Source organism: Paenibacillus dokdonensis (assembly GCF_004916975.1).
Lineage (GTDB): Bacteria > Bacillota > Bacilli > Paenibacillales > Paenibacillaceae > Paenibacillus_AQ > Paenibacillus_AQ dokdonensis.
In genome coordinates, this window is record NZ_STGQ01000001.1 from 2,789,451 (window position 1) to 2,812,155 (window position 22,705).

General features: G+C 46.8%; 15 protein-coding genes. 5 read left to right on the forward strand and 10 right to left on the reverse strand.

The genetic code is table 11. From position 1 onward, the window contains the following. Window positions 1–191: 191 nt before the first annotated feature. Window positions 192–6,662 carry a DUF7507 domain-containing protein gene (locus E6W40_RS12900; protein ID WP_246072990.1) on the forward strand — a complete coding sequence of 2,157 codons (6,471 nt, stop codon included), beginning with the start codon at window positions 192–194 and terminating at the stop codon, window positions 6,660–6,662. After that, entirely contained in the window at window positions 6,662–8,332 is a 1,671-nt protein-coding gene (locus E6W40_RS12905; protein ID WP_281281479.1) for a COG1361 family protein, read from the forward strand. The genes E6W40_RS12900 and E6W40_RS12905 overlap by 1 nt, the downstream gene beginning before the upstream one ends. Window positions 8,333–8,433: 101 nt before the next feature. On the opposite strand, the gene E6W40_RS12910 is transcribed toward E6W40_RS12905, so the two are convergent. The 3 genes from E6W40_RS12910 to E6W40_RS12920 are packed head-to-tail and all read right to left on the reverse strand — an operon-like array spanning window position 8,434 to window position 11,251. Continuing rightward, window positions 8,434–9,309 (reverse strand): sugar phosphate isomerase/epimerase family protein, encoded by an 876-nt coding sequence (locus tag E6W40_RS12910; RefSeq protein WP_136605820.1) that lies wholly within the window; start codon window positions 9,307–9,309, stop codon window positions 8,434–8,436. Window positions 9,310–9,338: 29 nt separating this feature from the next. Continuing rightward, window positions 9,339–10,196 carry a sugar phosphate isomerase/epimerase family protein gene (locus tag E6W40_RS12915; protein ID WP_136605821.1) on the reverse strand — a complete coding sequence of 286 codons (858 nt, stop codon included), beginning with the start codon at window positions 10,194–10,196 and terminating at the stop codon, window positions 9,339–9,341. After that, on the reverse strand, window positions 10,193–11,251 hold the full coding sequence (locus tag E6W40_RS12920; RefSeq protein ID WP_136605822.1) for a Gfo/Idh/MocA family protein: 1,059 nt from the start codon (window positions 11,249–11,251) through the stop codon (window positions 10,193–10,195). Before E6W40_RS12920 ends, E6W40_RS12915 begins: the two co-directional genes overlap by 4 nt. Window positions 11,252–11,382: 131 nt before the next feature. Here E6W40_RS12920 and E6W40_RS12925 point away from each other — a divergent pair, with 131 nt between their 5' ends. Then, the gene (locus E6W40_RS12925; RefSeq protein WP_136605823.1) at window positions 11,383–12,258 is read left to right on the forward strand and encodes an AraC family transcriptional regulator; all 876 of its coding nucleotides are present in this window, start codon (window positions 11,383–11,385) and stop codon (window positions 12,256–12,258) included. 151 nt (window positions 12,259–12,409) lie between these two features. Beyond that, window positions 12,410–12,775 (forward strand): DUF4190 domain-containing protein, encoded by a 366-nt coding sequence (locus E6W40_RS12930; protein ID WP_246072991.1) that lies wholly within the window; start codon window positions 12,410–12,412, stop codon window positions 12,773–12,775. A 135-nt stretch (window positions 12,776–12,910) separates the two neighbouring features. On the opposite strand, the gene E6W40_RS12935 is transcribed toward E6W40_RS12930, so the two are convergent. The 6 genes from E6W40_RS12935 to E6W40_RS12960 all read right to left on the reverse strand — a co-directional run bounded on the left by E6W40_RS12935 (window position 12,911) and on the right by E6W40_RS12960 (window position 19,405). Further along, window positions 12,911–14,212, reverse strand: coding sequence for a pyrimidine-nucleoside phosphorylase (locus E6W40_RS12935; protein WP_136605824.1), 1,302 nt, complete (start codon window positions 14,210–14,212; stop codon window positions 12,911–12,913). A gap of 47 nt (window positions 14,213–14,259) precedes the next feature. Continuing rightward, complete coding sequence (gene deoD / locus E6W40_RS12940) at window positions 14,260–14,967, reverse strand: purine-nucleoside phosphorylase (protein WP_136605825.1); 708 nt, start codon at window positions 14,965–14,967, stop codon at window positions 14,260–14,262. 39 nt (window positions 14,968–15,006) lie between these two features. Next, window positions 15,007–16,188, reverse strand: a complete 1,182-nt coding sequence (gene deoB / locus E6W40_RS12945; RefSeq protein WP_136605826.1) for a phosphopentomutase — start codon at window positions 16,186–16,188, stop codon at window positions 15,007–15,009. Window positions 16,189–16,231: 43 nt separating this feature from the next. Next, complete coding sequence (locus E6W40_RS12950; RefSeq protein ID WP_136605827.1) at window positions 16,232–17,410, reverse strand: NupC/NupG family nucleoside CNT transporter; 1,179 nt, start codon at window positions 17,408–17,410, stop codon at window positions 16,232–16,234. A gap of 129 nt (window positions 17,411–17,539) precedes the next feature. Continuing rightward, window positions 17,540–18,211 (reverse strand): deoxyribose-phosphate aldolase, encoded by a 672-nt coding sequence (deoC, locus tag E6W40_RS12955; protein ID WP_136605828.1) that lies wholly within the window; start codon window positions 18,209–18,211, stop codon window positions 17,540–17,542. 258 nt (window positions 18,212–18,469) lie between these two features. Next, window positions 18,470–19,405, reverse strand: coding sequence for a DNA-binding transcriptional repressor DeoR (locus E6W40_RS12960; protein ID WP_136605829.1), 936 nt, complete (start codon window positions 19,403–19,405; stop codon window positions 18,470–18,472). Between the two features lie 239 nt (window positions 19,406–19,644). On the opposite strand from E6W40_RS12960, the gene coaA reads away from it, so the two are divergent. Then, window positions 19,645–20,568, forward strand: coding sequence for a type I pantothenate kinase (gene coaA, locus E6W40_RS12965; protein WP_136605830.1), 924 nt, complete (start codon window positions 19,645–19,647; stop codon window positions 20,566–20,568). Window positions 20,569–20,600: 32 nt separating this feature from the next. Here the strand turns inward: coaA and E6W40_RS12970 are convergent, their stop codons facing one another. Beyond that, on the reverse strand, window positions 20,601–22,700 hold the full coding sequence (locus E6W40_RS12970) for an MMPL family transporter (RefSeq protein WP_168928916.1): 2,100 nt from the start codon (window positions 22,698–22,700) through the stop codon (window positions 20,601–20,603). Between the last annotated feature and the right edge of the window lie 5 nt (window positions 22,701–22,705).

Genomic DNA, 22,705 nt, shown 5'->3' on the forward strand with positions numbered 1-22,705 from the left:
CATTTACCGGGAATACCCTGGGACTGAGCCGTTCAGATACCGCGGGTGTTCCTGGCACTCAGGACAGCATTGGCGCATTTACTACTATCAATACAGCCACACAATACGGTTCATACCCGGCTGGAACGACAAGCGCATATCTCAGTAACAGCTCATCCGCACAGCTGGTTTTGCCTACAGGAAGTACCGTTTTGTACGCCGAACTGATCTGGGGCGGCTCTTATATTATTACTGGAGAGATCAATCTCAGCAGTTTTATCAATAATCCCGTCACGTTTACGACTCCGGCGGGTACCTTTTCTGTCACGCCCGACCCAGCAACTGCAAATTCCATCGATTTCGGTAATAATATGACTGCTTATATACGTTCGGCAAATGTAACATCACTCATTCTGCAAGGAGGAGCTGGAACTTACACCACCGGCAATGTCGTAGGAACCATCGTCATACCGAATGACCCAACGGGGAACCATGCCGGATGGACGCTTGGAGTCATCTATCAAAATCCATCTCTTCCATTCCGTAATATGTCCATTCGCGCCGGCGCGGTTTTGGTGCAGGCCACTTCTAGTGCGGTAACCACCACACTTACCGGATTCGCCACACCTGTTTCGGGTGCGCTCGGCGGAAGAGCTTTATTCAGTGCGCAGGAAGGCGATGCGAACAGAACGGGCGATCAGGCACTCTTCGGTCCGACTTCTTCAACGGCTGTCGCCTTGTCAGGACCAAACAATTTTGCCGCCAATTTTTTTGCCTCCCAAATCAATAATGATTCTGGAAACCTGGATACGACTGGAACATTCGGAACCCGCAACCAGATCAACGGAGCGCCAGGCACTAACATCACCGGGGGCCGCCAAGGCTGGGACATTACCAATGTGGATGTATCGGCCCGCCTCGTTAATAATCAATCCTCCGCCGTTTTAATATTAACGACATCCGGTGATGCTTATTGCGTAAATGCAAACGCGATTCAAGTGGATATCAACGCTCCAAAGATCAACGTTGTTAAGAGTGCGAATACCAGTAGTGCTATTGTTGGCGATACGATTACTTATACTGTGACAGTGAGCAATACAGGTACCGCCAATGCCAATAGCGTCGTGTTATCCGATGCCCTTCCTGCTGGACTAACCGCTGTTTCCGGAAGCGTTACGGTCGCAGGCGTCTCCAAACCGACCTATGATATTGTTGCCGGTGCTCCGCTCGGAACTCTTAATTTTGGCTCTTCCATCATTGTAACGTATAAAGCTACCGTCACCTCCATGCCTTCCACAAATACAATTGTGAATACTGCAAATGCGGCCTTCGCTTTTCAAAGTGTAGCCGGGGGATCCACCATAACCGGGGTTATTCCTTCCAATTCGGTTACCGTTACCGTCTATGCTCCAAATTTGACGTTAACCAAGAGTGCGAATAAAACCAACGCAACCGTCGGGACCGCTTTGACATACACTGTTCTGATCAGTAATTCTGGAAATATTGCTGCTTCAGTAACCTTTAGCGATAATATTCCAACCGGCAGCACGTTTACGGCAGGCAGTTTCACGGTCAACGGAACAGCCGTTCCGGGAGCCAACCCCGCGACAGGTGTCGCCATAGGCACAGTCGCAGCCGGGGCTACAGTTCCGGTTACTTTTACAGTCACGGTCAATAATCTTCCTTCACCATCCCAGCTTGTGGACACGGCGACAGCGGCATATACTTTTCAACCACCTGATGGTCGCACCATATCTGGATCTGCCACATCTAACACACTCAGCGTTCCTGTAACATTGCCCAATGTCACTGTTGTTAAAAGTTCGTCCGTTTCTGATGTTGCTGTTGGGGAAACGCTCACTTACACCTCTGTCGTGACGAACAGCGGGACAGAAGGGATCTCGAATACCGTTTTGACGGACATCATTCCTGTAGGGACTGCCTTTGTCGCCGGAAGTGTTACCGTAGGAGGAACTGTGCTTTCATCATCCAATCCGGCAAGCGGAATCACGATAGGTAGTGTGACTGCCGGAAGCTCAGTCACGGTTGCCTTTAAGGTTACCATCACTTCTCTCCCAAGTCCTTCCCAGCTGTCCAACAGCTCGAAGGCGTCCTACAACTCCGGTACGTTTGTTGGCACATCCCTGTCCAATACCGTCACAACGCCTGTCTATCAACCCGTAATCGCGATCACGAAAAGCGCCACAACTGCTAAAGCAACAGTCGGTGACACGATTCAATACAACCTTTTGGTAAATAACACCGGCAACCTCGCTGCGCAAGTTACCTTGACGGATAACATCCCCACAGGCACAACTTTTGTAGCAAACAGCGTTACAGTTCAGGGAGTTGCCGTACCGGGTGCTTCCCCCGTTACAGGCGTCTCCGCAGGTTCTGTCGCAATTGGAGCAACCGTAACCGTCACTTTTCAAGTGGTTCTGAACTCCCTGCCTTCACCGCCGACGCTGGTCAATACGGCCAACAGCACTTATACATATCAGCTTCCAAGCGGCCGGAGTCTGTCGGGATCAAGCTCTTCCAACACGGTAACCATTCAGGCCTCTGCTCCGAATGTCACCGTTGTCAAATCTGCTAACTCTAGTGCTGCAGCCGTCAATGACGTTTTGACGTATACGCTTGCCATTACAAACAATGGGATCGAAGCAGTAAACAACGTCGTGGTCTCCGATAATATTCCCGTTGGCTCCACATTCATATTGGGTAGTGTAACGCTCAATGGAAGCATACTCGCAAACGCCAACCCGCAAAACGGTATCCAGATCAGCAGTCTTGCAGCATCAGCTGCAGCAACCGTTACCTTTCAAATACAGGTCACTTCCCTGCCGAATCCGGCTCAGCTGGTTAATCAGGCGAGTGTAGCGTTCAACTCAGGATCGTTCATGGGGACCACCCTATCGAATACAGTCACAATACCTGTCTACCAAGCGATTATTTCCATAACCAAAAGCGCCAGCACCACGAATGCAACCGTGGGTGACACATTGACTTATTCTTTTTTAATCAGCAATACAGGTAACATCCCTGCTGCGGTAACTCTGACTGACAATATACCTGCCGGAAGCACCTTTGTGGATAACAGCGTACTCATCAACAACACACCATCGCCTGGAGTAAGTCCCGTTACTGGTATACCTATTTCATCCGTGGCAAACGGGACAACGGCCACTGTAAGTTTAGTCGTCAATGTAACTTCCCTGCCGCCATCCAGGCAGCTAGTTGATCAGGCGGCAGCAGTATCTGTATTTACCCTTCCCGGAGGAAGGCTGGTTTCTGTCACCTCCGCGTCCAACACCGTAACCATTCCGGTAGCTATTCCTAACGTCAGTGTTGTCAAAACGGCATCAGCCATCGATGCCATAGTCGGCGATACCCTTACTTTCACAAGCGTTGTGACTAATAATGGCGCTGCCAATGTGAACAATGTTATTTTAAACGATGCTCTGCCTTCCAATGTGTCTTTTATCACCGGAAGCGTAATTGTGAACGGCGTCTCACGCCCGGGTGCAGTTCCGTCCGCCGGCATTCCATTAGGTACCCTGGCCTCTGGCGCTGCGGCTACCATAACATTCGAGGTGAGGATAACCATGGCGATTCCTTCACAGATTAACAACCAGTCAACCGTCAGCTTTACTTCCGGTACATTTTCGGGATCCGCTTCATCCAATGTCACATCAACACCTGTTATTCAGCCACAGATTTCATTGTTAAAAGCCGCGAGCACAACCAATGCTCAAGTAGGCGACGCTGTCAACTATTCGATTACGATCAGCAATACAGGCAATCTGGCTGCAAATGTCACACTTACGGATACAATACCCAACGGCGCCACATTTACCCCAAACAGCGTCATTATTAACGGTTTCCCCTTCCCTGGAGAATCCCCAGTGACCGGAATCAGCCTGGGCAGCATCGCTCCTGGAGCAAGCACTGTCGTAACCTTCGGAATTGTCATTACTACATTGCCGAACCCGCAAACGATGAGCAATCAAGCGACTGCAAGCTTTACCTACACACCACCTGATGGCAGAACCCTGACAGGCTCGGCCGTTTCCAATACCGTCACTTTTCAGGTATCCGCACCAAATGTGTCGGTTGTCAAAGCAACACCTTCAACCGCGGCTACCGTTGGAGATACAATTGTATATGGTATTACCGTTACGAATGCAGGGATTGAAGCCGTGAATAATGTTCAGTTGTCGGATACGATTCCCCCAGGTGCAGCCTTCGTAGCCGGAAGTGTGACGATCAATGGCACGCCTGCTCCCACAGCGAATCCATCGTCTGGAATAACTATTGGTTCCATCGCTCCTACAGCCTCGGCCAATGTCGCATTCAGTATTCTTGTGACTACTGTTCCATCCCCAGCACAACTGAACAATACAGCTATAGTCACATTCACCGCAGGCGTTTTTTCAGGACTGACCAATTCCAATACGGTGACCACCCCTGTATATCAGCCCGTTATTTCGACGACCAAAAGTGGCAGTACTTCCAATGCCACGGTTGGAGATACCGTGAGCTATACATTTAATATTGTGAATTCAGGAAATTACGGTTCCCAGGTCACATTAACGGATAACATTCCGGCAGGAACTTCATTTGTGCCAAACAGCGTTTTGGTTAATGGAACACAACAGGCTGGCACCGATCCGGTTACAGGCATCAATGCTGGTGTGGTAAATCCAGGCCAGACCACGACGGTTGTATTTTCAGTTATCATCAACACGCTCCCTTCACCACAGCAGTTAGTAAACCAGGGAGTCGCAGCCACAGCCTATACTCTACCTGATGGAAGAACCATAACAGGATCTACCGCTTCAAACGTGGTTACGATTTCGGTTTCTTCTCCCAATATTGCCGTTGTTAAAAGCACTCCATCCACAGTCCTCTCTGTCGGCGACACGATTACCTATACTACAACCATTACCAACAACGGCATTGCCAGTGTCAGTAATGTGCTCTTTACGGATGCGATTCCAGTCGGCGCTGCACTGGTTCCTGGTTCGGTTACCATTGATGGAACGCCACGTCCTGCAGCAAATCCGGCAACAGGCATTATTATCGGAGCGATCCCTCCCGGTGGTGAAGTCACTGTCATTTTTAATGCTTTGGTGACCACGCTGCCAGCATCGACAACACTTAGCAACCAATCTTCGGTGAGCTTTACCTCAGGGGCTTTCTCAAGTGTTACTTTCTCAAATACGGTCATCACACCTGTGTATCAGCCCATCTATACTGCCGTTAAAAGCGCCAATACAACCAATGCAACCGTTGGGGACACGGTCACATATACCATTAATATATCCAATGCTGGAAATTTCGGAGCTGCCGTTACGTTAACGGATACCATTCCTGCAGGGACAACATTCCAGCCTAACAGCGTGCTTCTGAACGGTCAGCCGCTTCCAGGGGCTGACCCGTCAACAGGTATTCCGCTCGGTATTGTTGCCACCGGCGCCGTTGTTGTGTTTTCTGTAATCGTTAACTCCGTACCTCCTACGCAGCTGCTGAACAATCAGGCATCTGCAACTTATACGTTCACTCTTCCTGACGGCCGAATCGTGAATGGATCCCTTGTTTCCAATACGGTTACCATTCCGGTATCATCACCCAATGTTACCCTAGTCAAAGCAACAACCATGCCTGATGCTTCCCTTGGCGATGTGATTCCTTATACCGTCACTGTGACCAACAATGGTATTGAAAATGTAACGAATGTCATTTTCTCGGATACCATACCTCCGGAGACGACATTTGTAACAGGAAGCGTTACGGTCGATGGAAATCCACTTCCGAGTGCGAATCCCTCCACCGGCGTGTCTCTCGGTACAATAGCTCCGGGAACGACAAAAACCGTTGCCTTTAATGTGACCGTCGTCGCTGTTCTAAGCTCTGGTCAACTTGCCAACCGTGCATCTGCCAGCTTTACATCAGGTGCTTTTTCAGGCACATCGACATCCAACACCAATATTCTTCAGATTTATCAAGCCGTGATTGGAGCTGTTAAAACAGCCAATACAACCAATGCTACGGTTGGCGATACGATCGTTTATACCGTAGCTTTGACCAATACAGGAAACCTGCCAGCGCAAGTTACCGTCATTGATCCGGCTCCAGCTGGTGCTGTGTTCGTCCCGAACAGTATTCTGGTTAATGGGGTTCCGCAGCCTGGAGCAGATCCGGCAACGGGTATCAATGCCGGTACCGTCTCGCCAGGCACGACGGTTACTGTGAGTGTCACGATGCAAGTCAGTGTCCAAAGTCTACCCGCTCAGCAGCAGCTGGTTAACCAGGCGACAGTAAACTTTACATTCCAGCATCCAGACGGATTGATCCTGACCGGAACATCACTTTCAAACATACTTACCATTCCGGTATCTTCCCCTAATATTTCTGTCGTGAAAAGTACGCCCTCGATTGATGCGGTTGTGGGGGATACCATCACGTACACCATCGTTGTTACCAATAACGGTATTGAAGCTGTCAACAGTGTCGTTCTTGTTGACCAGGTGCCCGCTGGTTCCGTGTTCATTACAGGCAGCGTAACGGTAGATACCGTTCCTAGACCGACAGCCAATCCGAATACGGGTATCCAGATTGGTACACTCGCAGCAGGCGCTACATCCACAGTCACATTCCAGGTACAGGTCACAGCGTTATGATGCCGGACCTAAGATCTGAATTTATTCTCAGAAATCAAACCATAGTCCGTTTTCAGACCGGAGAAACAGAAGCAGTCGCTTATTCCAACATTGTAGATACTCCCTGGGTCGGTCCTATACTCCGTTTAACCAAAGCAATAAGTGAACAGCAGGTGACATTGAATGAACCAGTCGCTTTCTCGTTCACCGTGAGCAATGATGGCAACAGAGATGCCCAACTTCTCTATGATGTATTGCCGGATGGATTGGCTTATATCCCGAACAGCGTCGTTATTAACGGCGCTCCCCTGCCGGGGGAGAATCCGGTCACTGGCATTCATGTAGGGAGAGTCCCTATTCAGTCGACAGTCCAAATTGTATTTCAGGCTATATTGGTATCGATTCCTGCTTCGCTTCAGCTATCGAACCAGGGGACGGCCCAGTATTCCTTTCAGTCTTTGGAGGGAAGAACGATCACAGGCTCGCTAGATTCCAATATCGTGACACTAACGGTTCTTCCCTACTATGTTTCAGTTGTTGCGGAGGTGAGCACAAACCAGACATTCGCTGGTGATGTAATCACCTACATGCTGACCATTGCCAATCTGGGGAATGTACCTCTGGAAAATCCGGTTGTATACCTTCCTCTCCCTTCAGGAGTTACTTTTATCACGGGAAGCGTCATGATTGGTGAGATTTATTTTCCATCGATCCATCCGGAGGATGGGATTCCAACAGGTACGTTGCTGCCGGGAGCAAACGTAATCGTTAGAGTAAATCTTCGCGTAGGCAGAGTGACCGGTGCCAACCCTTTCACTTTGCAGGGAGTAGTATCCTATCTCTTTAATGGGATACAGCAATCCGAACCAGCCAATGCTCTTCTGGTTACTGTGATTCAGCCGGAGATCAAGGTAAGTATATCCGTTGATAAGTCCCATGCAACAACAGGCTGCATTTTGCATTATGAGAACGTGGTTAACAATACGGGTGACTTTGCGCTTGATGCTACATTTAAAGATGTCTTGCCCCAAGGTCTTCAGTTTCTCAAAGGCAGCGTTCAAGTGGATGGCATTCTTCATTCCAATGCGAATCCCGTCGAGGGTCTCTTTCTTGGAACGGTTCGGCCAGGTTCAGCAGTCATTATCGCTTTTGATGCGATCGTCCTCAAACCATCCGGCAGCACCCCCGTCACTGTTAATAATCATGCTTCAGCATCCTTTACATTCCGTCTGCCGGATGGGCGTGTTGTGCAGCAAACCGTTATGTCTGACAACGTTTCTGTTGAGGTAGTGTCTGTGGACATTAAAGTAGTGGCGCAGCCGGAGCATCATGTGGTTGAGCCAGGTGAAGTCTTATCTTTTGATATTTCCATAGTCAACAATGGATCACTGGCTGCTGAATTAATACTGAACGGCTGGATTCAGAATAAACCTGTATTAGATGAAGGTGTTGTATTCATTCATAACGATTACGTTCAATACCATCATGGCTACCCACTCGGAACGATCGGTCCGCTTCAAACCTTAACGTTCAAATATATGGCCCATGTACGAACCGATTTGCATCATACGATAGAAGAAGTTACTGGCAGCTTCCTGTTCTCTTACCATGCGCAAATGGAAGAATGCGCTGATGACGGTGAGGTAAGATCAGATTATTTGACCATCATTGTTGACTCGGGAGAAGAATAATTATAGATGAATAATACGACAACAAAAAAACAGTGGTACGTTTCGGATGAATTCCGTCTAACGTCCACTGTTTTTATAATGGCTCTCTATATCATTTCAAGCTATTCATTTCTGTACTGCTTCAAAAATTGCACTGCTTTGGAGATATCAGCTTCCGGATCTTCTCCCACTTCACGCTCGATTGTCAAATATCCCTTATATCCGATGTCCTTCAGAGCGTTCAAATACTGTGTCCAGTTCACGCCGCCTTCACCAAGCGGAACCTCTCGGAAATATTCGCCTTCACCCGGCACAAATGTATTGTTCTCGTTTGCAGGAGCTTCATACCCAAGAGATTCATAAATGTAATGCGCAGGTACTTCGCGCAGACGAAGTCCATCCTTCGCATGTGTGTGCACGATATAATCCTTCAAGTTATATACTCCCTGTGCAGGGTCATCTCCCGTAACCATAACCATGTTAGCTGGGTCAAAGTTTACCGACACGCCTTTGGATCCCAATCCGTCCAGGAACTGCTTTAATCTTGCAGACGGCTCAGGACCAGTTTCAATCGCGAAGAACGCGTTCATGCTTGTTGCGTAAGAAGCAAGCTCTTCGCAAGCATCATGCATGGTTTGGTAAATTTCACTGTTTGTATCTTCAGGCACAATCCCAATATGTGTCGTAACGACCGGAGTACCCAGCTCAACCGCCAAATCTAATATCCGCTTAGATTTCTCAATTTTTCCTACGTTAACACTTTTATCCTGGAATCCATAACCTCCCAAATCCCCAACCAGTGCGGAAATTTCAAGACCAAGGGAAGCAATATATTCCTTAAGTTCTTTTCGCTGCGCTCCTGAAAGGTTAGCAGGGTCCATCTCACCGCTTACAGCGTAAATCTGAACTCCGTCTGCACCGACCTTCTTGGCACGTTGCAGACCTTCCCTGACGCCCACACGGAAGCTGTCTACAATAACACCAATTTTATTATTCATAACATGTATCTCCCTTCTTCAAAAATTATTTAAACTTCGTTCCAGAAGCGTTTTACATTATCCATACCGATTTTTGTTCCCTGATAGGCATCTTCCATACCTTCGAATTCAATGGACAAGTATCCGTCGTAACCTGATTCCTTAATGATGCGGATCGATTCACGCAGATTGATATCGCCGTGTCCGGAAATGGCGCCTCTCAAGAAGTTGCCGCTGGCGGTTTTAAACCAGCCTTCACCTGGATTATGGGAAGCATGACGAAGGTAAAAATCTTTAATATGCACGATAGACGCGTAAGGCAGGTTCTTTTGAACAGCGACGACAGGATCCTCATCGACACACATAAAGTTACCTACATCAAGTGTAGTTTTGAAGTTTGGACGGTCTACCGCCTGTACAAGCGTCTGTACACGGTCACTTGCTTGGATATAGTAGCCATGATTCTCCACACTTGTCGTAATGCCATACTGCGCAGCATAATCAGCAACCTGGCGGCAGGCTTCTGCCAATCGGCCGACTTCACTGTTGAACTGCTTAATGGAGGTATCGCTGCGGCCGGCTACATCATGGCGCATCAGCTTGACGCCTAGGCGTGCTGCGATATCCACTTCTTTTTTAACGCGTTCAATTTCCTTAGCAACTTCTTCGTCGCTGTCCACTCCGAAATTCGCATAAATCGCATAATTGGATATATCGATGCCGACTTCCTTTGCCTTGGCTACTATTTGATCCACCAGCTCTGGATTATCAGTCAGGTTATAGCCGATCGGCACGATTTCTACATGCTCTCCGCCCATTTCTGCGATTTTCTCAATCGCTTCAAGAATGGTGATTTCTCCGGCATGAATGGGACGGTAAAGGCTGTATGTGCTTACTCCGATTTTCATAGCTGGATTTCCACTCCTTCTTCTGCGGATTCATAAATGGCAGTCAACATTTTCATGAGTTCCAGACCATCCTCAACAGGGCTCATCGGCTCTCTGTTATTTTGAACGTTAAGGATGAATTGGTCGATTTCATTCTGGAATGCTGCAGCGAAGTTAAATCCTTTATTGTCGATCTGCGGCTCGATGTTGATCATGACATCGTTCTTCTCGGTCACGATAACCAGGGCAGGGTCAATCTCAAATCCACCTTTGGTTCCGAAAATTTTGACAGCCGTTTCGTCCTTCTTGGCATGCAGCGAGAAGCTGACATCCACCATGAGCGACGCGCCGTTTTCAAAACGGATCAGAGCGTTGGCCATATCTTCTACTGTATTTTTGCTGGCATCGTAGTCAGCTGCTTTGTAAAAGGACAAATGCTTGACGTTCGAGCGATTTCCAAGCTTATGATACACGTTACCTGAAACCGATTTCACTTTCGGTCTGCCAAGCATGTACCAGCACAGGTCGATCACGTGAACGCCAATATCGATCAGCGGTCCGCCGCCGGAGCGTTCCTTATCCGCAAACCAGCCACCAGGGTTGCCCAGACGGCGCAAAATGGACGCTTTAGCGTAATACAGCTCGCCGAACTCATCCTTTTCAATAAAACTGTTCAGAAGCCCGATATTCGGGTCATAACGGCGTACGAAGCCAACTTGCAGAAGCTTATTGCTCTCCCGGACCGTTTGCTGAATTTGTAGCGCTTCCTCTACACTGCGGCAGAGCGGTTTTTCGACCAATACATGCTTTCCTGCTTTGATAGCCGCGATGCTGATTTCCGCATGTGTGTTATTCCATGTACAGATACTGACCGCGTCGATTTCCGGATCGGCGAGCAGTTCATTGTAATCGATATATGTTTTCTGGGCACCGTATTTCTGGGCAGCCGCTTTCGCTCTCTCTTCTTTCAAATCACAAATCGCCACAATTTCGGCTTCGGGGTTGTTCTGATACGAATTCATGTGTGATTCTGAAATTGAACCTGCTCCAATAATACCCACTCTAATTTTACTCATTCGTATTCAACTCTCCTTTTTGAATCATCCTTTTGTCTTTCTTCATATTGAATTATAATATTTATAAGAAAGTCTGCCATGTAGAGCCTTGCTCATTATTTAGACAATTGTGCGATTTAGAGGTGACAGTGATGGAAAGACCCCTTTCCCTTCAAGAACCTATGGATATGCCAGACCGCTTCTTCCCTATCAAAGTCCACTATTGTACGTCGGATGAATACGGAAAGGCGCTGTTTAATCATCACTGGCATAACCATATTGAATTCTTGTATTTTACCAAAGGCTCGGCCATGATCGAGCTGAACTCCGTTCCATATGAAGTATGTGAAGGCGATCTGGTTGTCGTGAACAGCAATGATCTTCATTACGGGGTGAGTCAATGTGACGATTTGGTCTATTATGCGATGATCGTTGATATTAAGCTTTTGCACAGCCACTCCGTGGATGCCATAGAAACCAAGTTCATAACTCCCATCACGCAAAACCAGATTCTGTTTGCCAGCAAAATTTCCGGAGATGCGGAAATCATCACTTGTATCTCGTCTTTGATTCAAGAATTAAGCCAGCGTGATCTGGGCTATGAGCTGTCTATCAAATCATATCTATACCGTATCCTGACGATCCTCCTGCGACGATACGGAACGAACAAAATGACAACGGAGGACGACCAACTGCGCCTTAAAAATCTTGAACGGTTCACACCGGTATTCCAGCATATTGAAGAGCATTACCAGGAGGATTTGACCGTCGAATTATTGTCCGGGATTGCGGGTCTCAGCCGCTTTCATTTCAGCAGATTGTTCAAGGAACTTACAGGTCGAACCGTGACGGATTATATCAACACGCTCCGAATTAATAAGTCGGAATACCTGCTGCGCAATTCTCAGTTGAACATCTCTGAAATCGCCTTATCTACCGGCTTTAAAGATATATATTACTTTAGCCGGTCATTTAAGAAGTATAAAAATTTATCGCCATCTGAACTGCGTAAAAGTTTTAATGTCTAGTGCTGCTCTCCTCTCTCATTCACCCAGAAAAAAGATTGTCGATTAAAAATTGGCATTTTGCATAGTCAATCTGCTTATTTCTGGGTATAATAGTCCTGAATGTAAGATATCTTTTATACATAAAGTTCGTTATTTGAGGAGGAACAGACCTTTGGATCCATATTCATCATCAGGACAATTTAACCAGTTTCAGCAAATGCCGCCTATGCAGCCGCAGAAGACGAACGGGAAAGCCACAGGAGCGCTCGTTTTAGGTATTCTTAGCTTAATGATTCCTTATGTTGGTTTCATTCTTGGCATTATCGCGATTGTGCTTGCGAGCCTTGCCTTCAAAGAAATTAAAAGAAGAAATGAAGGCGGACGTGGACTTGCCATCGCCGGATTGGTATGTGGAATCTGTGGTACGGCATTGTACGGCATCATTATTCTGATCGTTATAGCTGCACTCATCTTTGTAGGTGCTTCAGACAGTATGTATGATGTGCTTTCATCGATTCCAGAACTAAGAACAGCTTAATCATTCATAGCGTGATCCATATGAAAAAAAGGATTGGAGCAGTAAGCTCCAATCCTTTTTTATGTTCTATTTCTAATAGATGAACCAGCTGCTTAAACAGCAGCTGGTTCATCTTAAACCCTTTATATATAAAGGTTATTCCGTGATAATGCCATGCACCAGTACAGGTGCCTCAGCTTTATCAGCGATGCGGATGTTTTCATAAATTTTGTTCATCACATCATCCACATTTTCGCGGTTAGCATGAATGGTAACAAGCGATTCGCCTTTTTTCACGGAATCACCGATTTTTTTGTTGAGCATCAAGCCCACAGCCAAATCGATTTCCGATTCTTTGGTTGCGCGTCCGGCGCCCAGCCACATGGCTGCTGTACCGATTTCATCAGCCACGATCTCAGCAACCACACCGTTTTCCTTGGCAGGAACTTCGATGAGGTATTGAGCTTGTGGAAGCTTCTCGGGATGATCCACCACATCAGGATCTCCACCCTGATTCTGAATGAACTCCTTGAATTTATCCAGCGCCTTACCATTGCGGATAACTTCCTTCAGCATCTCTTCTGCTTCTTCAAGGGAGCTGGCCTTATTAGCCAAGAACACCATTTGACGGCCAAGTGCGAAGCAAAGCTCTTCCAGATCCTTTGGTCCTTCGCCTTTCAGTGTGTCGATCGCTTCTTTCACTTCCAGCGAGTTGCCGATTGCAAGGCCAAGAGGCTGGCTCATATCAGAAATTACAGCCATTGTTTTACGTCCGACATTGTTCCCGATGCTAACCATCGCATGAGCCAGTTCTTTGGCATCGTCGACCGTCTTCATGAACGCACCAGCGCCGGTTTTCACGTCAAGCACAATCGCATCCGAACCTGCAGCGATTTTTTTACTCATAATGGAGCTGGCAATCAGGGAAATGGAATCCACTGTACCTGTTACGTCACGAAGTGCATACAGCTTTTTATCTGCAGGTGTCAGGTTGCCGGTTTGACCGATGACTGCGATTTTATGTTTATTTACCAGGTTAACGAATTCTTCGCGCTCGATTTCCACATGGAAGCCTTCAATGGACTCGAGTTTGTCGATCGTACCACCCGTGTGTCCCAAGCCGCGGCCGGACATTTTCGCAACCGGGATATCAAGAGCCGCTACGAGTGGAGCAAGCACCAAGGTTGTTGTATCGCCTACACCGCCTGTGGAGTGCTTGTCGACTTTAACTCCTTCAATCTCGGACAAATCGATTGTGTCGCCGGAGTTCACGATCGCCATCGTCAAATCCGCGCGTTCACGCTGGGTCATGTCTTTGAAGAATATTGCCATAGCCAAGGCACTGACCTGGTAATCCGGGATATCTCCTTTTGTATAGCCTTCTATGATGAAATTAATTTCTTCTGTTGTCAATTCTCCGCCGTCACGTTTCTTTTCAATCAAGTCGACCATTCTCATAGATGCAATGCCTCACTTTCAAAATTTAATGATATTAATTAAGTATTTTACAGGTTGATTGCGGTTTCCAATGCCACTTCCATCATGTCGTTAAACGTCGTTTGACGTTCTTCCGCACTTGTCTCTTCCCCAGTCAGCAAGTGATCACTTACGGTGAGCAAAGTAAGCGCATTGACACCAAATTTGGCTGCCAGTGTGTACAAAGCAGTGGTTTCCATCTCAATACCCAGAATGCCATGCTGCATCAACTTTTCAACAACGGATTTATCATCACGGTAGAAGATGTCCGAGCTGAATACGTTGCCGACATGCAGCTTGAGGCCTTTTTCCACGCCTTTATCATAAGCTGTTTTCAGCAGCTGAAAGCTTGCGATTGGCGAAAAATCGTATCCGCTGAAGTAATGGCGGTTAGCTCCGGAATCGGTACAGGAAGCTTGAGCCAAAATCACGTCGCGTACATGGACATCCTTTTGCATACCGCCACAAGTGCCAACACGCATCAGGTTTTTCACGCCATACTGGCTGATCAATTCGTTCACATAGATGCTGATGGACGGAATGCCCATCCCTGTTCCCTGAACGGAAACACGTTTGCCTTTATACGTTCCTGTGAATCCGAGCATACCTCTGACTTCGTTATAGCAGGTTACATCTTGCAGATAAGTATCTGCGATAAATTTGGCCCGGAGCGGATCCCCAGGTAAAAGAATTGTTTCCGCGATATCTCCAGCTTGTGCTCCAATATGAGTGCTCATTGATTGTCCTCCTGACAGGTATGGGTATGATGGAAAGAACTATTTCAAGTCTTTAAGGAAGCTTGTGCCGTACTTCGGCATTTTCACACCAAAGTTATCAGCTACTGTGGCTCCGAGGTCTGCAAATGTCTTACGCAGTTCAAGCTCGCTTCCACCGTTTTTGAAACGTGGAGAGTACACGAGCAAAGGCACATATTCACGGGTGTGATCCGTTCCGCGATAGGTTGGATCGTTACCATGATCTGCAGTAATGATGAGAAGATCCTCATCCGTCATCTTCGCGAAAACTTCCGGCAGACGTGCATCGTAATCTTCCAGTGCCTGCGCGTATCCCTGCGGATCACGGCGATGGCCGTACAGTGCATCAAAGTCTACAAGGTTCAGGAAGCTAAGACCCGTAAAATCCTGATCCATCGTATCAATCAGCTTGTCCATTCCGTCCATGTTGGACGTGGTGCGAATCGCTTGGGTTACCCCTTCACCATCATAAATGTCGGAAATTTTGCCGAGAGCGATGACATCAAAATCTGCATCCTTCAGCTCACTCATGACTGTTCTGTCGAAAGGCTTCAGCGCATAGTCATGACGGTTAGGCGTACGTTTGAAAGCTCCTGGCTCACCGACATAAGGCCGAGCAATGATGCGTCCGAGCATGTACGGGTCTTCCAGGGTGATTTCCCGGCAAAATTCGCAAATTTCGTAAAGCTCTTTTAGTGGGATAATATCTTCATGAGCCGCAATCTGCAGCACGGAATCTGCGGAAGTATAAACGATCAGAGCACCTGTCTTCATTTGCTCCTCACCAAGCTCATCAAGAATTTCCGTGCCGCTAGCCGGCTTGTTACCGATGACCTTACGTCCTGTTTTTTCCTCAATGCGCTGAATCAGCTCATCGGGAAAACCTTCAGGGAATACACGGAATGGTGTATCGATATATAGACCCATGATTTCCCAGTGTCCTGTCATGGTGTCCTTGCCTGCTGATTTCTCCTGCATTTTCGTATAATATGCAAGCGGCTGATCAGCCTTGTCAATGCCTTGGATTTCACGGATATTGGACAATCCAAGCTTGCCCATATTCGGCATCTTCAGCCCGCCGCGCTCTTTTGCAATATGTCCAAAAGTATCCACATCAAAATCATCAAATTGAGCGGCATCCGGTGCTTCACCGATACCAACTGAGTCCATAACTACCAAGTGTACACGTTTAAATTCTGCCATTTCTTATCACTCCTCCGTTTAGAGTATAACGCATGCTACGCGATTATAAAAACACTCCGGCAATCGTTGCGGAAAGCACGCTGACGAGAGTCGCACCGTAGAGCAATTTAAGTCCGAAACGAGCGACAACATTACCTTGTTTCTCATGCAGGCCTTTTACCGCGCCAGCGATAATACCGATGGATGAGAAGTTCGCGAACGATACAAGGAAGATCGAGACGATACCCGTTGCACGGGCAGACAATGCATGTTTACCAAGATCAAGCATGGCAACAAATTCGTTGGAAACCATTTTGGTCGCCATAATACTGCCTGCATCCACAGCTTCTTTCCAAGGCACACCCATAACGAAGGCAAATGGTGCAAAGACGTAACCGAGGATTTCCTGGAACGAAATTCCGAAGATTCCGTTGAAAATACCGTTGATCATGGCGATCAATGCAACGAAACCAATCAGCATCGCAGCTACGGTAATCGCCACCTTGAAGCCGTCCATAATATATTCGCCCAGCATTTCGAAGAATGACTGCTTCTCCTGCTCTTCCTGAACTTCCAGTTGGTCTTCCTCTGGAGTGACTTGATACGGATTCAAAATCGAAGCGATGATGAAACCGCCAAACAAGTTAAGCACCAGAGCGGTTACGACATATTTGGGATCGATCATCGTCATGTAGGCACCAACGATGGACATCGATACCGTTGACATGGCGGATGCGCACAAGGTATACAAGCGGTGCTTCGGCAGCAGACCGATTTGTTTTTTCACAGAAATGAATACTTCAGACTGGCCTAAAATAGCAGATGCGACGGCATTGTAGGATTCGAGCTTACCCATACCGTTAACCTTGCTGAGCACCAGACCGATGAAACGAATAATAATCGGGAGAACTTTGACGTACTGCAATATCCCGATCAGAGCTGAAATAAAGATAATTGGCAGCAGTACATTCAGGAAGAATGGTGCTTGCCCTTCATTCGCTATGCCGCCAAAGACAAAGTTTATGCCATCTGACGCATAGGTGAGCAGATTGTTAAAAACATCAGAAAATCCTTTGATCAGCACGGTCCCGACAACCGTATTCAGCAGGAAGAATCCCAGAATGAGCTGCAGGATAATCATCACAATAATCGGGCGATAGCGAATACCACGTTTGTTATTGCTTGCTATAAACGACAGGGCAAAAACGACGAGTAAACCTAATATCGCAATCAAAAATTTCATGGTTGTCTCCCCAGTTGTGAGTGTTTTTGAAAATCATTCATGAAGCGCTTCCACAGCTTCGATAGAAAAGCGGAAACTACAAAGATGAGTCTCCCGCTTTACAGCCATCGTCAGCTGCTCATATTAAACTTAGTAAGAAGCCGTAGATTGGCCGCCTTCCATAATCTTCACGCCGGAGCTTGCACCGATTCTCGTTGCGCCAGCTTCAATCATTTTGTTCATATCTTCAAGGCTGCGTACGCCGCCGGAAGCTTTAACACCAATATCAGGTCCAACGGTTTGACGCATCAAACGCACGTCTTCCGGTGTAGCACCACCCGTAGAGAATCCGGTAGAGGTTTTTACAAAATCAGCACCTGCTTGAACAGACAGACGGCTTGCATGTACCTTCTCTTCGTCAGTCAGAAGACAAGTTTCAATGATTACTTTTACAAGTGCTTTATCTGCAGCGGCATCAACAACAGCTTTAATGTCTTTTTCAACGACATCATACTGCTTGTCCTTCAATGCGCCAATGTTGATAACCATATCAACTTCAGTCGCACCGTTTTCGATTGCATTCGTTGCTTCAAAGGCTTTGACAGCCGAAGTCGTTGCTCCCAGAGGGAAGCCGATAACGGTACATACCTTCACCTTGGATCCGTTTAATTGTTCCGCAGCAAATTTCACCCATGTAGGGTTCACGCATACAGAAGCAAATTCGTATTTCTTCGCTTCTTCAGTTAATTTGGCTACTTCATTTTGTGTTGCGTCTGCACGCAGCAGTGTATGATCGATCATACCCGCAAGATTTGTCATCATCATGTCATCTCCTTCAAGAGTCGTTACCCTTTATTTATCCAATTTTCATGAATTGAAAAGGTTTTATTGTATAGAACAAACCTACAGATGTCTTGTCCTTAGCTTGTTCTACGTTGATGCAGAATTATCATAACACTCGCTTGAACATATGTAAACATTGTTATGAAATTATGTTCATGAACGATTTGTGAAGCTTTACCAAGCTATTTTGCACAAAAAAAATCTGCCATATGTACCTATGACAGATTTTGCAATAAATCAGGCCAAAAGCGATTGTGCCGTGAACTGATCAGTCACCAAAATGTTAGCGTATTTGCCGGCAAGCGCTGCCTGGATCGCTTCGACCTTGCGCTGTCCGCCAGCGACCAAAATAGACTTCTCCTTCTTACGCAGCTCGTACAGATCAATGCCGACCGTACGATTGTTGATTTCCTCACTGCAGATACGGCCTTCCTTATCGAAGAACCGTGAACAGATATCTCCGACGCCGTTTTTCTTCAGAAGCTTCTGCTCATCCTCGTTAAAATAACCCAATCGAAACAGCAGTGCATTTTCCTTTACGGTTCCTACCGTAAATACGGCAATATTAGCCTGCTTGCCGAGTTCAATAATCCGGTTGATATGCCGGTCCTCTTCCACAATGCGTTTGAGGGCAATATTATCAAAAATAACCGGCAGCGGCAGGTATCTAGCCACAGTCTGATATGCTTCGGCGAACAAATTCACGGTTTCCGCAGCATACGTATTCACATGGGAATGACTGACGCCGCCTTTAAGCTGTACGACCTCTACACCCTTTACATTTTTGGGCTGCAGCTGCTGCGCGACTGCATGCATCGTGGTTCCCCAAGTCACCCCAATGATATCTTTATCCTGAATTGTCTCATGCAAATATTCAGCCGTTTGTTTGGCAATATGCTTTTTAATCTCTTCATACGTATTCAGCGGTGAATAACACACCTGTACCGTATCCAATTCGTATTTGTTCTGCAGCTCCCGCGACAGTACATTCAGATCCTCGTGGGGATCAACAATATCAATTCTGACATATCCCTGTTCCTTGGCAAACTGCAGCAGCCTGGATACGGTAGGCCGGGATACACCGAGCCTTTGTGCGATATCCTGCTGACTGAAATCCGACTGATAATAGAGCCTCGCAGCTTCAATCGATAATCTTTGTTTTTCAATGTCCATCTCGAATACTCACCCGTCTCTATGTCTAAAATCGGTACTCATGTGAATCAATTTCATATTGACTCCTGTTAAATTACATTTCCAGATCACATGCCAATTTCCTGCTATCCCTAAGATATGCTTTTTCCGAAGCGTATTATTTGATAAGATAGTAACTGCGGAAATTTCCCTTATTATATCAAAAAAAAGAACCTGCGGGTTGCGGCAGGTTTTTAGCCTGGATAGAAAGCGAGCCTATCATGAACAATACATATTCCCCTTATTTTGAATTTGACCGAACTGCCTGGGCTTTGTCCCGCGATCTCCCTCCTCTGTCCATATCGGAAGAGGAATTCGAGAATTTAAAGGGATTGAACGAAAAAATTGCAATTGAGGAAGTAACGGAGGTCTATCTCCCACTTGCCAGGCTTTTGCATTTATATGTAACCGCTTTTCAAAATCTTCAGTCTAAGATGAATTCATTTCTCAGCACGCCGGCACCTAAAGCCCCTTTTGTCATTGGAATTGCGGGCAGCGTCGCTGTGGGGAAAAGCACAACCGCAAGGCTGCTGCAAAATCTGCTGTCACGCTGGAATGAGCATGCCAAAGTCGATCTGGTGACAACGGATGGATTTTTATATCCTAACCAGGTACTTGAGGCCAAGGGGATCATGAATAAAAAAGGTTTTCCGGAGAGCTATGATATTAACAAGCTGATGCATTTTATCAGCGGCATCAAATCCGGAGAGCCCGCTCTGCAGGTACCCGTATATTCACATCTGGCCTATGATATTCTGGACGACCGGACACTGCTTGTGGATCAGCCGGATATATTGATCCTGGAAGGAATCAACGTGCTTCAGGTCAATACACAGGAACCTTTTTTTGTCAGCGACTTTTTTGATTTTTCTATATATATCGATGCGGATGAAGAGGATATCCGTGACTGGTACATTGAGAGATTTCAATTGCTGCGGGATACAGCGTTTCAGGACCCGCGCTCCTATTTCCATAAGTACGCTTCATTTACGGAAGAAGAGGCTATCCTTACGGCAACGAGAATTTGGCGTGATATTAATGCTATCAATCTGCATGCCAACATCATGCCTACCAAAGAACGTGCCAAGCTCATTATTAAAAAAGGCGCCAATCATATGATCGATCAGGTTCTGCTGCGAAAATAAATAATATGGGATCAAGGTATCGCTGCTGGCGGTCAAGACGTCCGAAGCCAGCGCGGTACCCACCAGTTAAAGCGGCCAAGCAGCTTCATGAGCGAAGGGACAAGCAGCAGCCTGATCAACGTGGCGTCAATAAATACGGCTGAAGCAATGCCTACCCCAAGCTGTCTGACTCCCTCCACCTCTCCGAAAGCAAACGGTAATGTCACCGCGATCAGTATGGCCGCCGCCGATGTGATCAGCTTCCCTGTTGCAGCCATGCCATGTCTTATAGCATTCTCCGGATTCCCCGTTTCCTCAAAAGCTTCTGAGATACGCGACAAAAGAAACACCCCATAGTCCATGCTCACACCAAAAACCAATCCAAAAACAAATACAGGGATCATAATCGCTATATCTTCAGGAGCTATGCCTGTGATTCCCGTCTGAAATACAAGCACCAAAACACCAAAGGAAGCTGCGATGCTCAGCATATTCATCACTAAAGCCTTCAAGGGTATTAGAATGGACCGAAATGCAATAAAAAGCACGATCAAATTGGATACAGCAATAAAACCAAGCATTTTGGGAAGGGAATGATGTATTGAGTCCTTCACTTCCTGCTGGGACTTGGCTTCTCCGCCCCACTTCATATTCAATCCTGTGGTAGTTCCCCTTACTTCCGCATCCCGAAGCCATTCATTGACTTTCAAGGAGCCAGCGGGCCCGATCAGCGAGATCTGTAAAACAAAAACATTTGCTGAGTTGGTATTCTCTGATAAACTGTCTATCCAATTTATCGGTTTTACACTATCGACTTCAGGGTCGTTTTTTAAGTCAGTGAGCCATATATATGCCTTTCTCCGCTCTTCTGATGTGAATTTGCTGCCCACAGGTTGAAGTAAAAGCAGAACATCCGAGGTCCCTTCTTTTTGAAATTGACTTCGAATCTTCTCATCTGCTTGTCTCGACTCGCTACCAGCTGGAAGTGAGCTTGCATCCGGAACTGACGTGGATAAATGTAATGCCGGTATCAGCAACAAGGTCATGATCAGCCCCGCTACTGTAAGCATCCGCACAGGTCTGCGCATAACGATATCCGCCCAGGAGGACCATATTTTATAGCACTGGCTCAGGAATAACAGACGTTTTCGGTCTCCTTGCATGAATGGAGCGGTCAGCAACAGTAAGGCGGGTACGAGACTCAAATTGATGGCAGCTGCCAGTACAACGACAATGATCGAGCATACAGCTGCAGACTCAAACATCGGCATGGGTATGAAAGCCACGGCAGTTAAGCCGCATACCACACAGGCAGCGGAAAAATATACGGCTCTTCCCGAAGTAAGAATTGTAGCCCGGAGCGCGCTTGCCGCACTGCCTTTTCGTAATTCTTCCCGAAAACGGCTGGTGAGTATAAATGCAAAATCAAGACTAAGCGCCAGTCCAGTCATTGGAATCACATTCAGGATGAAATTGGACAAATCCAGATCATACATCCGGCTAAGCAATACCATCAGACCCATCGCCGAGAAAACGGTTAACATTCCCATTAATACCGGAATGAATGCATACAAGAAACCGCCAAAAGAAATGAACAGAATGATGAAAGCGACCGGGATTCCAATACGTTCTGCCATTTTAAAATCATGCATGCTAGCCCGGTTTACATCCTCCTGAATGATCGATTTTCCCGTCAGTTGAATGGTTACGCCTTTTACCCCAGGCTGCAGCGAGCTGCGTATTTCTTTAACAAGATGTCCTTGCTGATAAGAAGGCTGATCAAAACCTAATAATGCGTATGCTACACCACCATGAATGAATTCATGGTTCTCCAGAGGAGATATCAGGGATTCCAACCCGCTTAGATCTCTGATATTGTTTAAGGTTCTTTCGATTACCGTTGTAAACTCCTCATTCGTGGCCGCTTCATGCTGCTCAAACAAAATGACGACAGGATCTGCGGGCATACCCAGTTGTTCTTCCATAATCTGCTGTACCTTGGTGGATGAGCCGTCCGTGTACAGTCCAGGTCCCCGAACGACAGATGGCAGCTGTATAGATAGGGAACCAAAGAAAACAAAAAACGCCATCCAGCATGCCATAATGACACCGGGATGACGGTAAATGAAATAAGCCAGCAATCTATACCCCATAACGA

Excerpts from the sequence above, each read along its gene's own strand:
- E6W40_RS12905 (WP_281281479.1), top strand. The coding sequence starts at position 6,662 with ATGCCGGACCTAAGATCTGAATTTATTCTCAGAAATCAAACCATAGTC.
- E6W40_RS12910 (WP_136605820.1), bottom strand. The coding sequence starts at position 9,309 with ATGAATAATAAAATTGGTGTTATTGTAGACAGCTTCCGTGTGGGCGTC.
- E6W40_RS12915 (WP_136605821.1), bottom strand. The coding sequence starts at position 10,196 with ATGAAAATCGGAGTAAGCACATACAGCCTTTACCGTCCCATTCATGCC.
- E6W40_RS12920 (WP_136605822.1), bottom strand. The coding sequence starts at position 11,251 with ATGAGTAAAATTAGAGTGGGTATTATTGGAGCAGGTTCAATTTCAGAA.
- E6W40_RS12925 (WP_136605823.1), top strand. The coding sequence starts at position 11,383 with ATGGAAAGACCCCTTTCCCTTCAAGAACCTATGGATATGCCAGACCGC.
- E6W40_RS12935 (WP_136605824.1), bottom strand. The coding sequence starts at position 14,212 with ATGAGAATGGTCGACTTGATTGAAAAGAAACGTGACGGCGGAGAATTG.
- deoD (WP_136605825.1), bottom strand. The coding sequence starts at position 14,967 with ATGAGCACTCATATTGGAGCACAAGCTGGAGATATCGCGGAAACAATT.
- deoB (WP_136605826.1), bottom strand. The coding sequence starts at position 16,188 with ATGGCAGAATTTAAACGTGTACACTTGGTAGTTATGGACTCAGTTGGT.
- E6W40_RS12950 (WP_136605827.1), bottom strand. The coding sequence starts at position 17,410 with ATGAAATTTTTGATTGCGATATTAGGTTTACTCGTCGTTTTTGCCCTG.
- deoC (WP_136605828.1), bottom strand. The coding sequence starts at position 18,211 with ATGATGACAAATCTTGCGGGTATGATCGATCATACACTGCTGCGTGCA.
- E6W40_RS12960 (WP_136605829.1), bottom strand. The coding sequence starts at position 19,405 with ATGGACATTGAAAAACAAAGATTATCGATTGAAGCTGCGAGGCTCTAT.
- coaA (WP_136605830.1), top strand. The coding sequence starts at position 19,645 with ATGAACAATACATATTCCCCTTATTTTGAATTTGACCGAACTGCCTGG.
- E6W40_RS12970 (WP_168928916.1), bottom strand. The coding sequence starts at position 22,700 with ATGGGGTATAGATTGCTGGCTTATTTCATTTACCGTCATCCCGGTGTC.